This is a genomic window from Geobacter sp. FeAm09, assembly GCF_008330225.1.
Lineage (GTDB): Bacteria > Desulfobacterota > Desulfuromonadia > Geobacterales > Pseudopelobacteraceae > Oryzomonas.
The window spans coordinates 1,715,203-1,728,609 of the sequence record NZ_CP042466.1 but is presented as its reverse complement, the minus strand read 5'-3'; the positions used below and the strand labels follow the sequence as shown (position 1 = coordinate 1,728,609).

Here is a 13,407-nt window from a genome sequence, read left to right as displayed (position 1 = left end):
TTCCGTTCACTGATTTGTCTTGGTGATTACCGCTGCCGCCTCATGATTGTACGAAGCCCCCTTGTGGTGCCAGGTGACCACAATATTGACCTGCTTGGAGTTCTGGATGGTTGTACCGGATCGGCTAACCGAAAAATTCTTCAACGCATTCAAAACCGGGCGATTACTGACGACATAGGTACGGGTAGATGTGGAAACGAGATCATACCCTTTGGCCATTTCCTTGGCCATCTGTTCATCCGCAACGATAACCCCCTCGTTCCGCAACTGGTTCTGCAGATTGTGATTCAGGGAGACGTTGACGGCCTGCAAAAGTCCCAAGAGTCCCACCATAAGGATGACGAGGGCCACAAGGAACTCGATAAGAGTAAAACCACGGTCACTTGACACTGCAGCTTTCCGCCTGCCCATTATTGTCACTGTCCACTCCCTGCCCCATATTTGTTTTTGCCACGCCAATAACGATACAATCAATTATGGCGCCGCTCTTTGCCGGATTGACATAGAAAATGTTCAGGGTCGTCTGATCGGTGGCAAGCCCCCTCTTGTCGAATTCAGCAACGGCATTTGCAATGGAACCGCCATTGCTCAGGCTCAGTTGATAGGGGACTGTTTTGGTAAAAAGGGTTTTCCCGGCCGTTGTGGCCTCATTGTCGCTGGTGTAGTTTTTCATCACATAGCTGCCGGGTTGGAACGTGACCCGATAGTTCCTCTTCAGATAGATGGCATTGAGCCTGGCATCATTCAGGTCGGCAAAAATCTGCCGCGTCTCGCTCTCGATCCGGGCCTTGCGCTGCATGGCGGTAAAATTGAGCGTAGCGACAGAAAGCAGTATCCCAATGATAGCCATGGTGACAATCAACTCGATCAACGAGAATCCGGCTCTACTCATGTTCATGTCTCCCCGCCGCGCCTCGAAACCATCACAGGAAATTGTAACTGTTGAGCGACACATAACAGCATTATTTTTCTTTCACATGCAAGAACTTCTTCACCGGTGGCGGGTTCGTAACCAGTGAAAGCCCCTGGGAAACAGGGGGAACTCCGGAAATCGCGGTTGACAGACGCCTCGAATTGTACCGTTGGTTTGAACTGCTGAAGGCTGACTGCAACGATATCTGCGAGAATGCCCCAGTGGAAACCTGTATCAGGGCTTTCCCCTGCATGGCCGCGGAAGGCGGAGCGCCGCCGGTATCATAGCGTACCGCCCATATCAGCGTATCTCCACCGAACTTGCAGACGTCCCCGCTCGGCTTCAAGGTGGTGAAAAACACCGCGCCGGCGGCACTGGCAACCGGGTCGGTAATCACCCGCTCGGCATTGATGGAGTTGGTGCTGTCGGCCCCATCCAGATTGATGTACCACCCTGGGGCGTTCGTGCTGAGGGTTGTGGCCGGCGCTGATGAGGCCGAACCCGATTGATTCACCAGCCCTGATGGCGATGAGTCGGTGCAAGTTGAGTCGATGTCGTTGTCCGTTCCACCATTTATGTTGTTAAGCCCGGTTCTGGCATATCGATTTATGGTACTGTAGCAGGGTTCCTTGACACCGTACAGAACCCGCTGTCCCGTAGCATCGTCACCTTTGAAGAAATACCGGCCGGTCCCGAAGTACAGCCAGAGATTTTTGTTGCTGCGATCTTGCAGCTTGGTAACCGAGGTAGTGACGGGACCAATACCGCTGATAAGGGGCGAGGCGACCCACGTGCTGGGATCGGTGCTTTCCTTGGTCAATAGTCGTATCACGCCACCGTTGGTCCATGTGCCGTCGCTGGCCTTTTGCACATAGCCGATATAGACAGCGTCATCACTGTACCACCCGCTGGACCCCGAATTCCACCGGTCGGTGTCGATGACGCTCGTGGACAGGGAGCCGGCAAATGCGTACGTCGGGAGCGTCGTATTATCGGCGAATTTGTCGATCGTCCGCACCAGGGCACCGGTGGCCAGATCGACAATGAAAATCCGCAGTTGCTGGTCAGACTGCCCCAGGAAGGTATGCTGCACGGTATCGATGTACCCTGTGGGACCTGAGGCGAACACGGCAAACCAACGGCCATTTTTCGTATGATCAGGTGACGCCGTATCCGTCACGCCGTCCGTCGCTTTGACCTTTCCCGCAATACGGACGAATGCCGGGCCGGTGGTGGAAAAGCCCAACTGCCCGACGGCGGAGGTTGTCCCCGGGAACTCCCAGAGGTACTTGGGGGTGGTAGGATCAGTCACATCAAGGGCGAAATAGGAGGAATACCCCACGCCGGTCGCGGTGCTTGTCCCCTTAACCGGCGTTTTGACGCTGTCTGTCGGGGCGGTGTAGGTCGAGTCGCCGTTCCATTTGGCCGCGCCACCATATCCCATTCCCCCAACCAGCACGGTCTCCCAGGTGGAACCGTCCGAACTCTTGGTGCAATCCCAGTAATTTGCGGACGAGGAGCACGTTGACGGCTTGATGACGCTGGCATCAATAAGCGACGGGGATTTATCGACGTAATAAAGATGACAATAAGCGGTATCCTTCAGATACGGCAGATAGGGCAGTGCCTGTTTCGGGATGAAGCTCCACTCCTCGCGTCCAAGGTTGCTGCTGCTGGTTGCCGGACTGCCGGAATAATAAAACTGCGCCTTGTCGTATCTACCGGAGAGTTCCTTCAGCACCCCCAGCCTGAAAGCATGCAGCATGCCGTCGTTGCTGCCGACAAACACCATTCCCCGATTCTGGTAGGTCGAGGAGTTGAGAAATTTGGTGTAGGTCTGATCGTTATAACCGTTGGGCACGGCGTTGTTATAGGAATTCTGGCTTACCGTTGAAACCACCTTGGGGGTGGACGTCACGATATCGCCGAGTTTCCAGACACGGTAACAACTGTCGGAGGACGTTGATTCCAGATTGGTGCTGGTGATGCCGCAATTGCTGATGCTGACCTTGCGGCTGCGGTAGAGGGTGCCGTCACTGTCCGCGCTCTGGTCGCTGCCGTTGATGTAGTCGATCACCTTGCCGGTCTTGGTAATGTCGGACATGCCAAGCAGCGACAGGATGGTGCTCTTGTTCTGCAATGCCGGATTGTAGGCACTGGTCAGGGTCGTAAATTTGGTCAGGCTATTGTTGTTGAAGATATCCAGGGTCGAATCATCGGTATGGGTATAGAGCAGGCGCGGGTCACTGGTCGGATTCCTGCTCCACAAGGATCTCCCGGCTTTCCAGAGGCTGCTGATCGCATCGGGGTCCACCACCACGTCCGGTGTCGCCGAGTCCGGCGAGCCGTCGCCATTCGCATCGCTGTACAGTTGCACCTGGGTCTTGTTCTGGGATGAATCGAAATAGAACTGGGCAATCCTGTCGTTTCTCAGGTTCAATGAAAAATCTTTGTTGGTATCTTCCCTGATGGAGGTCGTCTGGAGGAACGGATCCAGGTAATACCACATATTGTAGAGTTCGCCGACCCAGTAGCCCGACGTCCCGTTGTCGAAATCCTTGCGCGGGAAGAAGACCGCCTGGATCAGGCTGGCACCGCTCCCCTGGCTGTTGTTGAGAATCGAGGCCGCCGTCCCCGAGGCGACCCGCGCCAGAATGGAATCCAGCGCCAGGCGCAGTTGCGCTTCCATCTTGCTCGGGTCGGTCACCAGGAAGTAATTGTCCGGGGTACCGTTCCCCACGGTGTCCCATTGGTTGCAGCGGGTGTTGCGCGTGTTCGAGCCTCGGGTGGCGGGATCGCAGGTGTCATCGGTGTACGGCAGTCCCGTGCCGTCCGTATCCTTGAAGCCGCCGTATTTGGCCGCATACCACAAGGGAGGCTTGGGCAGGGTGACGGTTGAGGAGGCGGCATTAAAAATCATGGACTGGGAGGTAGTGGGAAGTGGGGTGCTGGTGGTAGCCCATGACGTCCCTGACGGCGGGCTCGAGGTATGCTGCACGATCATGTAGGTTCCGGACAAAGAGCCGACGCCCGCAACAGTGAAGCCGAAAGCGTTCGGGTTGCCCGCCGACGAATACACGCGTTCCACCGTCACCCGGACCTGACTTCCGGTCAAATCCGAGCAATTACTGTTACCTGCGGCGCAGACCGTATATTTGGCCAGCACGTCCAGATCATAGTCGCCCCCCCCCAAGTCGTCATAGGAGGTAAGAAATTGGATATAGTTGAGTTTATTTGATGAGTTGTACATTTTATCAAGCACATAATAGCCGACCGTCGCCATGGAGGGGCAACTTGAAGTGGTGTAACCGGATTTTGCATCGATTTTCAGGTTCGGCACGCTTGTATTTGTAGCATCTCTGACGCCTGCAACGGTGAAGGTTGTATTGGTGGTGGTGCAGTTCCAGCCGTAACTGCTGGACACCGATTTGCCGTAGGGCATGATCAAGGCCTGGGTTCCATCCGCTGTCGTCACCCTGGCCTCGGGCACATTGGAGGTAAAGGCCACCACATAGGTCAGTACGTTGGACGTATTGGTGTTGGCAAGCATGGAGTTGTGTCCGTACAAGGCCACAGCGGCCGGATAATAGCTCCCCTTCAAATCCCCCTCAGCCGGACAGAGCCCGCGGACGCTCCCCATGCCGGCGATGGAGGTCTTGTTGTCGCAACGCCCTGATAGGCTACTGGTCGCCAGCGACTCCCCCACCACCATGGAAGTGCCCAGACTTTCATTGTTCCCTATCCGGTCGGCCAGCGTCTGGACGTTCAGGTTCGTCAAGTCGCCGCTAAAACTGGTATTGAAAGCCGAGCCGGGCAACTGGTCGTCGTCGAAGCTGTTGTAAACGTCGGAAAAGACCAGGTTGAAACGCATGGAACAGGTAGGGTACAGGGTTGCCGGCGTGTCCCAGTCCGGCTTGGAGGCGTAGTTGCTGTTGTCGCCGTTGGAGCCGCTGGAGATACTGGAAACAAAGTCGGAAGTCGGGGTGCCCTTGCCGGCCCAGTAGCGCATCCCTTCGTACAGAATCTCACCGATGGGGTTGCCCCATTGGGTGTTCAACGGATAGGACGCCTGGGCCTTGAACTGCTCGATGGATTTGATCAGCAACCCCTTGCCGCTGCTGGCGGAGGTCTGGAACTGACCGTTGCTTTGGTTGGTTTCTTCGTTGATGCTGTAAACGTCCTTGCGAATGAAGCCACCTGCCTTGGGATTCTGGTACGACCCGGCGATCAAGCCGAAGAACATGTTGGCCGCATTGACGCACTGCCCCTTGCTGATGGAGGAACAGGTGCTGTCACTGGTACAGGAGGTGTACATATCCTTGCTGCAGACCTTGGCGCTGCTGGAAGTTTCGCCGTAAAGCTGCATCAGGCCGATGGAGCGGTAGTTGGAACCGTATTGCTTGCAGTGCTTCGTCTCCCAAGTGGCGTCGTTGATGAAGCCTGACGACGGATCGCAGACCTTGACCGAGACGTTGTACTTGGCCAGCCCCGTCAAGGTGGCGGACTCGGCTTGTCCGTCGTTATTCAGATCAATGGCGGTGCCGGAGCAGATATTGCTGTTGCCGTCCACGTTGACCCAGTTCCAGGCCCGCAGACCGGTCACATAATTCCCTGACGAATTTTTAATCTTGTCGGCTTCGGGAATCACATTCAACTGTGAGATACTGTTGCCGTTGGTCGTGACCCCGTTGACGCAAAACAAGGCGCGGCTGTTGCTGACCCCGCCAGGAAAAAGACTGGCGGCGTCGCTCCCCACGTACTCCTTACCCCAGATATGGCCGTCCTGGGGAATATATTCGCCGCTGATTTCGTCGTAGTTGGTCCCCTGGTTGTCCGCGGTTCGATAACCGCCGTATATCACCAGCTTGATCACATCGGCCCGGGACATGGCGACCCAGTTGAGAAAATTGCCACTCCACTTACCGGCATTAGTACCGGTGCAGTACTTGCTGCTGGTATTGCCGTAGGGCTCAAAGCGGCCGCTCGTATAGTTGTAGCACTTGTAGGAGTCGAAATAACCATAATATTCGAAATCATTTTTGTAGGAGATTTCGAGTTGGCCATCGCCGTCGATATCCGAGGCGTCGTTATAGGCCGGATAATAGAACTTGTGATCCTTCCCCATGGTGAACAGCACCTGGGGGGGCACATATCCGGCCAGGAACGGGGGCTGCACACAGTAATCCGACATGCTCGGGGCATAGGTCGTCTGACTGGATGCCGCGTGCAGCATGGTGGCCCCGCTTCCCAACGCCAGTGCCAACGCCGTGAGAACCGCCCCGAGCTTGAAACTTCCCTGTATCATGACAAATCCTCCTGCCTGGCTGCTGCGTTACATGCGTTCCAACAAGTTTTTTAGCGTCGCGGCATCACGAACGCCCACCACCACCGACCCATCGGGAAATACAATGGTAGGAGTGCCGGTAAAACCATGGGCATACGCAAACCCCATGACGGCGTCAAGCGGCGCCTTGCCTTCGTCACCCATCGGCTGCGGCAGGGCTTTCCCTTCAAAGGCCATATCAAGCAGTTCCCGGCTTTTCCGCCCCAAGATGACCCGCGCCTTATCATAGGCCCCCTGATGTGTCGGCAACGGGAAAAGCATGACACGGATCGACACTTGCGGGGCCATCTTTTCGAGTTTTTTCAACTCGTCGTGCAAGTTGCGGCAATAAGGGCAGTCGGGATCGGTGAAGACGTACAAGCGTTTCGCTCCGTCGGGGTTCCCCAGGTTCAGGGCGTACTGATCCGGAAGGGAAACCGGGTTAATGGTGGCAATTCTCTGGGGCTGCAAGGCCGGAGTGCCATGGGATGCCACCGGCTGAAAGGTGTCCAGGCCGAGAACCAATCCCTGTATCAGGAACTTTTTGCCGTAATCCAGATACACGATTCCCTCTCGACCGTCTTTTTCCACAAGCAGTTCGAACATGCCCCGATTGGGGGCCTGCTTGACGGATTTGACCGTCCCCCCCCCTCTCTTCAGAAGTTGAGTGGCTTCTTCCGGCGAGAGGATGTGACACGAAGCGCAATCGCCCCGGACCGTGTTTTCATGAGCCCGCGATAGCGCTGGCGATGACAGCAGCAACAGGGAGCCTATCGTAATATACGTTTTAAAATTCATGCATTAGCCTACTTTCCCTCCAGCATCTTCTTCAACGTCTCCGCATCCCTGCCCCCCACCACGATCTTGCCGTCCGGCATGACCATCGTGGGGGTGCCGGTAATGCCGTTGGCATTGCCGAACTTGATGTTGGCATCCACCTGGGCTTTGCTGGCATCCTTCGTCGGCTTGGGGACTTCCTTGCCTTCGAAGGCCCTGTCCAGCACATCCAGGCTCTTCGCCTCCAGGATCGCCCGCGCCTTGTCGTAGGCGCCCGGGTGCATGGCCAGGGGGAAGGGAACGAGGTAAATCGCCACATCCGGCGCCGCCTTGGTCAGGCTCTTCAGTTCGGCGTGGAATTTACGGCAATAGGGGCAGTCCGGGTCGCTGAAGACGTACAGCTTCCTGGCCCCTTTGGGGTTGCCCATGACCACCGCGTTTTCCAGGGGAATGGTGGCGGTATCGAGTGCCTGTTTCTGCTGGGGCTGTTCCGGCACGTGCGCCGAAACCGGCTGCAGGGTCGCCAGATCGACGATGAGCCCCTGCATGAGGCGTTTTTTGGCGTAATCCACATAGATGACGCCCTGCCGGCCTTCTTTTTCCATCAGGACTTCGAACATCCCCTTTATGGGGGCCGGTTTGATGGACTTTACCGTCCCCCCGGTAGCCTTGAGCAGCTCCGCGGCCTCCGTGTTCGAAAGGGTGTGGCATGACGTGCAGTCGCTGCTGTGGCCCGCTTTATCCATGGCGAAGAGCGGCGAGGTGCAAAGGGTGATAAATGCGGCAACGGCAAACAATATCTTGAGCATGGTGATTCCTTTCAGGAAATGGTGTGGAAAAACAAGCAAAATGAATGCCTTAAAGCACAGCTCACGCAACACGCCGTTTTTCGGTGTTTTTTCAAACTGGCGTCCCATTGCTCTGCAATTTTTTCATAGCTGGTCGGCACGGCAACGTGCCGCTACGCAATTTTTGCTTACTCAATCCCGAACTCTTTGAGTTTATACAACAGCGACCGATGGCTGATCTCCAGGATGACGGCCGCCTTGGTGCGGTTGCCGCCGGTCTTGAGCAGCGCCCTGCGGATGAGGTCCCGCTCCAGGGCGTCTTCAGCCTTCTTTATGGAGAGGTTTTCGTCGGACGGGTGGACTTCGACGGTTCCCGCCCCCCCCGGACCCGGGGCGGCAGGCATTCGGCGGTGATAGCGTCGCCGGTGCGCAGAATAGTGGCGCGTTCGACGACGTTTTCCAACTCGCGGACATTGCCGGGCCAGTCGTATGCCGTCAACAGCCGCAGCGCCTCCGGGGCGATCCTGATCGGGGCGGCGTCACCGCCGGCCCCGTATTTGGCAATGAAGTATTCGGCCAGGAGTGGAATATCCTCGACCCGTTCCCGGAGCGGCGGCAGGGTGATGCTGAAAACATTGAGCCGAAAGTAGAGGTCTTCCCGGAAACGGCCTGAACGCACATCCGCCTCCAGATCCCGCGACGTGGCCGAAACGACCCGCACATCGACCTTACGGGGCGCAGCGGCCCCCACCCGGCGGATCTCCTCATCCTGGAGCACCCGCAAAAGTTTGACCTGCAGGGCCTGGGGCATCTCGCCGATCTCGTCAAGGAAGAGGGTGCCGTTGTCGGCCTGTTCGAACAGCCCGGCCTTGTCGCCGGAAGCGTCGGTGAAGGCACCCCGCACATGGCCGAACAGTTCGCTTTCCAGCAGGTTCTCCGGGATGGCGCCGCAGTTGACCGCCACGAACGGTTTCTTTGCCCTGTTCCCACAGGTATGGATGGCGTTGGCCACAAGCTCCTTGCCGGTGCCCGATTCCCCCAGGATCAGGGCGGTGGTCTTAAGATCGGCGATCCGGCGGATCTGGGAGAATATCTGCTGCATGGCCGGATTGCGGCTGACGATGCCGCAGAAACCGTCCTTGCCGGCCACGATCTCCCGCAGCCTCCTGTTCTCCGATTTGAGGCGTTCCCGTTCCTCGGCCTTTTTCAGCACCATCACGATCTCGTCTTTTTTGAACGGCTTGGAGATGAAGTCGTAGGCCCCCATCTTCATGCATGCCACCGCCGTGTCCACCGTCCCATAGGCGGACATCATGATGAACGGCGAGGCGATGCCCGCCGCCAGCGCCTCTGCCAGAAGGGTCTTGCCGTCCATTTCCGGCATGCGGATATCGCAGAGGACGAAATCGTAGGTCGCCGACCTGAGGCGCTCCAGCCCGGCAATGCCGTTGGCCGCCGTGTCGGCCCGGTATCCCTGGCGGGCCAGCATGACCGAGAGCATGTGACGCAGGTTTTCCTCGTCGTCGATGATCAGGATATGTTTGGGGCTGTCTGTCACGGGGCACCTTCCCCGGCCTGGGCGGAAAGCCATACGCTAAAACAGCTCCCGGTGCCCGGTACGCTCTTCACGGTGATTCTCCCCCCGAAAGCCTCGATGATGCGCGCGGAGATGGCCAGCCCCAGACCGGTTCCCTTTCCGGGCGGCTTGGTGGTGAAGAAGGGGTCGAAGATGCGCGCCAGGTGTTCCTCCGGTATGCCGCCGCCGCTGTCCAGCACATCCAGCCGCAGACAGCGGGAGGAGGTGCGCAGGAATGCCGGGCAGGCATCCTGTTTGACCCGAATGGCCAGCTTCCCGCCATCAGGCATGGCATCGCGGCTGTTGAGGATCAGATTGATCAGCACCTGTTGCAGTTGGTGAGGATCGACCAGCGCCGGGGGGAGATGCTCGTCCAACTGGGTGGAGACCTTGATGCGCTTGAACACCCCCTGCTGCGCCAGCAGTTCGAGGGAGGCGGCCACCAGCGGGCTGAGCTCACACGCCTCAACGGCACTGCCGCGGGGCCGGGCGAAATCCAGAAGCCCCCGTACGATACGGTCGATGCGGCTGCAATCCCCGGAGATGCGCTGCGCGTAATCCTGAATGGCCGGGTTATGGGGCTGTTCGCCGGAAAGCAGCTCGGCGTATCCCATGATGGATGCCAGCGGCGTGCCGATCTCGTGGGCCATCCCGGCCGCCAAAAGGCCGATGGAGGCCATCTTCTCGGTGTGAATCGCCTCCTCCCTGGCCTGGCGCAACTCCTCGTTGGCCTTTTCGAGGGCGGCCACATGCTCCGAGACCAAACGCTCCTTGCCAAGCAGGGAGCGGGACATTTCATTGAAGGATTCCGCCAGGCGGACGAGTTCCGCGCTGCCGGAGACATGCACCTGCTGGCTGTAATGGCCGCCGGTGATCTTTTCCGTGGCTGCCAGCAGGCTGTTGATCGGTTTTACCACGATTCGCGACAGGATAAAGGAACCAAAACCCAGAAGGAGGATGAAGTCGATGACGAAATAGGTCATGAAGAGCTTCTGGGAGCGCTGCAGCCGTTCGTTCTCCGCGGCGAGCGACAGCACGATCCCTGCCCTGCCGACGACGGCGCCGTTTCGCAGCACCGGGATAACGCGGGCGACGCCCCCCCCGCCCGGCAAAACGACCGGCCGCTCCTGGGACGAAGGAGGACCGCTGAAGGGGAGGTAAATGTCGCCCGATTCCTTGCCGGCGGTAAAGATGATTTTCCCATTGGCATCCAGGAGGGAGAGCCGCAGGAAGGCGCCGTCGTCAGCCAATTTTTGGGCGAATACGGCCGGAGGCGACATGGGCTGGATCATCCCCTCCGGGAAGGTCGGGACCACGTCGGGCAGTTGGGCGACGAAAGCGCTCAACAGCGTCCGTCCGTATTCCCCCTTTTGGGAATAGAGATCATTGGCGGAGGTTTTGAAGGCCAGCGTGCTGAAGAGCAGCCACGCCAACAGCAACATGCAGGTCAGAAAGGCAAGGATGGAAACCGTCAGGCTGAGCCGGACCGTGCGCACCGTTATCCCCGTACGGCGCTGCCCACGTGGAGATACCACTGGATGAGCTGCCTGCCGTAAAAGATGTACAACACCGCGCCAAAGGCAAGATAGGGGCCGAAGGGGATGGCCAGCTTGGAATCCTTCCTCTGGATCAGCATGATGGTTATCCCCACCACCGAACCGACCAGGGAACTGGCAAAGATGATGAACGGAACAGCTTTCCACCCCAGGAAGGCCCCCATCATGGCCAACAGCTTGATGTCGCCCCCTCCCATGCCCTCCTTGCCGGTGAGCCACTGGTAGCAGGAGGCAACCAGCAGCAGGCTGCCTCCTCCCAGGAGGATTCCCGCCAGGGAGCCGAGCCAGGTCTGCCACGGCAGGAAGAAGGAGAAGATGAAGCCGATCACGATCCCGGGCAGGGAGATTTCGTCGGGGATAATCTGGTGTTCCATATCGATGAAGGTAATCACCACCAGGGCGGAGCAGAAGAGCAACAGCACCACAAAGCTCAGGGAAAGCCCGAACCGCCAGAACAGGGCCAGGGTCAAAAGCCCGTTCAGCAGCTCCACCAGCGGATATTGCAAGGAGATGTGCGCCCCGCAGCCGCGGCATCTGCCCCGAAGCAGCAGATAGCTCAGAAGCGGAATATTGTCGAACCAGCGGATGCGGTACTGGCAGAGGGGGCAGTGGGACGGCGGGAAAACCACCGATTCGTGCCGGGGCAGGCGGCTGATGCAGACGTTCAGGAAGGAACCGATGACCAGGCCGAACGCACAGACGAACATGGTGAGGACAAGGAGAGGAGACATCATTCACGACCTGTCTGAAAATGGATGGCTATCTGTTGTTTCAGGAATTCTTCTATCTGGGCGGCGGTGGCAAAGGAAAAGCAGGCGGTGGCGATCTCCGCGGCGCGCTCCCTGCTGCAACTGCGCACCATCTGCTTGACCCGCGGAATCGCCGAGGCATTCATGGAGAGTTCGTCGAAACCGAGCCCGAGCAGGATCGGCAAGAAGAATGGGTCGCCGGCCATCTCCCCGCAGATGCAGGCCGGTATGCCCGCCCGGTGGGCCGCCTCGACCACCCGCCGCAAGGAACGGAGCACGGCCGGATGCAGCGGCTGGTACATGGGGGCCAACTGTTCGTTGGCGCGGTCCACGGCAAGGGTGTATTGGATCAGATCATTGGTGCCGACACTGAAGAAATCGACTTCCTTCGCCAGAAGATCGGCGATGGTCACCGCCGAGGGGATCTCGACCATGATGCCGGCCTTGATGTCCCTGTCGAAGGGGATGCCGGCCGCCGCAAGCTCGTTTTTGGCCTCATCCAGCAGGACCAGCGCATGGCGCAGCTCGTCCAGACCCGCAATCATGGGAAACATGATACGGGTGGCGCCGGCGGCACTGACCCGCAGGATGGCCCGCAACTGCTTCTTGAACTCGCCCGGCATGGCCAGAGTCAGCCTGATGGCGCGCATCCCCATGGCGGGATTCTGCTCGCCGCCGAGGGGGATCCCGGCCAAAAGCTTGTCGCCGCCGGCATCCAGCGTCCGGATGGTGAGCGGATGGGGGGCGACCGCCTGCTGCATGGCGCTATAGATACGGTATTGCTCGTCTTCTTCCGGCATCTCCAGTCGGTTCATGAAGAGCATCTCGGTGCGGTACAGCCCGACCCCCTCCCCGCCATGGCTGAGCACGAAAGCGCCCTCTTCCGGCACCTCCACGTTGCCCCTGAGCTCGAGGCGATGGCCATCGAGGGTCACGGAGGGAAGCGCGGCGCTCCTGAGCAGCGCCTGTTCGTCGTATTCATAGCGTTGTTTCAGCTTGAGGTAGCGCCGGAAGGTCGCCTGGTCGGGGTTCAGGATCAGGGTCCCGCTGATGCCGTCGAGAATGGCCGGGGCATGGTCGTAGTCCAGATCGGCAATATCGTCGATGCCCGCCAGAGCGGGCAGCCGGAAGGCACGTGCCAGAATTGCGGCATGGGTCGTTCGGCCGCCGGCCTCCGTGACCATGCCGATAATGCGCGTCTTGTCCATCTGCAGGATGTCGGCCGGCATGAGATCATGGGCAACCACGATGGTCTGGCCCTGCTCCGCGGAGATGGGCGTCTGAACCTGGCCAGTCATGGTGCGCAGGATCCTTTCGACCACCGCCTCCACATCGCTGATCCGTTCCCGCAGGTATGCATCCTCGATGCCGGAGAAGAATTCCCGGTACTTGTGGAGGGTGCGGCGCAAGGCCCCTTCCGCATTGATGCGCGAGTTCTCGATGATCGCCGCCGACTCGCTGAACAGGCGGTCGTCGGACATGATGAGCAGATGGGTTTCTATGAAGATGAGGTGGTCGGAACCGGCATTTTCGGCGAGCCGCGCCCTGATCGCTTCTAGTTCGGCGCGGGTTTGTTCGATGCCGGTCCGCAGGCGCTCGATCTCGGTATCGATGTTGTCGTGTTCGACCAAATAGGCTTCGACCGTCGGGCTTTGGCGGTCAACGACCTGCAACCGTCCCACCGCAATGCCGGGGGACGCTGCAATGCCGGAAAACAGGCGCATG

Annotated in this window: 8 protein-coding genes and 1 pseudogene; all 9 read right to left on the bottom strand. The window is 58.7% G+C overall.

The window, feature by feature from the left end:
- Positions 1–6: 6 nt before the first annotated feature.
- The 9 genes and pseudogenes from FO488_RS08160 to ptsP all read right to left on the bottom strand — a co-directional run bounded on the left by FO488_RS08160 (position 7) and on the right by ptsP (position 13,406).
- Complete coding sequence (locus FO488_RS08160) at positions 7–390, bottom strand: prepilin-type N-terminal cleavage/methylation domain-containing protein (protein WP_240732218.1); 384 nt, start codon at positions 388–390, stop codon at positions 7–9.
- Positions 380–892, bottom strand: coding sequence for a Tfp pilus assembly protein FimT/FimU (locus FO488_RS08155; RefSeq protein ID WP_168205943.1), 513 nt, complete (start codon positions 890–892; stop codon positions 380–382). The genes FO488_RS08160 and FO488_RS08155 overlap by 11 nt, the downstream gene beginning before the upstream one ends.
- Positions 893–962: 70 nt before the next feature.
- Positions 963–6,218: a pilus assembly protein gene (locus tag FO488_RS08150; RefSeq protein ID WP_149210103.1), complete on the bottom strand. Its 5,256-nt coding sequence runs from the start codon at positions 6,216–6,218 to the stop codon at positions 963–965.
- A 27-nt stretch (positions 6,219–6,245) separates the two neighbouring features.
- Positions 6,246–6,842 (bottom strand): DsbC family protein, encoded by a 597-nt coding sequence (locus tag FO488_RS08145; protein WP_240732217.1) that lies wholly within the window; start codon positions 6,840–6,842, stop codon positions 6,246–6,248.
- Between the two features lie 200 nt (positions 6,843–7,042).
- On the bottom strand, positions 7,043–7,822 hold the full coding sequence (locus FO488_RS08140; RefSeq protein ID WP_168205942.1) for a DsbC family protein: 780 nt from the start codon (positions 7,820–7,822) through the stop codon (positions 7,043–7,045).
- Positions 7,823–7,989: 167 nt separating this feature from the next.
- Positions 7,990–9,392, bottom strand: a pseudogene (locus FO488_RS08135) (sigma-54-dependent transcriptional regulator).
- The gene (locus FO488_RS08130; protein ID WP_149210100.1) at positions 9,356–10,873 is read right to left on the bottom strand and encodes a sensor histidine kinase; all 1,518 of its coding nucleotides are present in this window, start codon (positions 10,871–10,873) and stop codon (positions 9,356–9,358) included. The pseudogene FO488_RS08135 and the gene FO488_RS08130 overlap by 37 nt, the downstream one beginning before the upstream one ends.
- Before the next feature lie 2 nt (positions 10,874–10,875).
- On the bottom strand, positions 10,876–11,664 hold the full coding sequence (locus tag FO488_RS08125; RefSeq protein ID WP_149212114.1) for an A24 family peptidase: 789 nt from the start codon (positions 11,662–11,664) through the stop codon (positions 10,876–10,878).
- On the bottom strand, positions 11,664–13,406 hold the full coding sequence (gene ptsP, locus FO488_RS08120) for a phosphoenolpyruvate--protein phosphotransferase (RefSeq protein WP_370514330.1): 1,743 nt from the start codon (positions 13,404–13,406) through the stop codon (positions 11,664–11,666). The genes FO488_RS08125 and ptsP overlap by 1 nt, the downstream gene beginning before the upstream one ends.
- Position 13,407 lies beyond the last annotated feature (1 nt).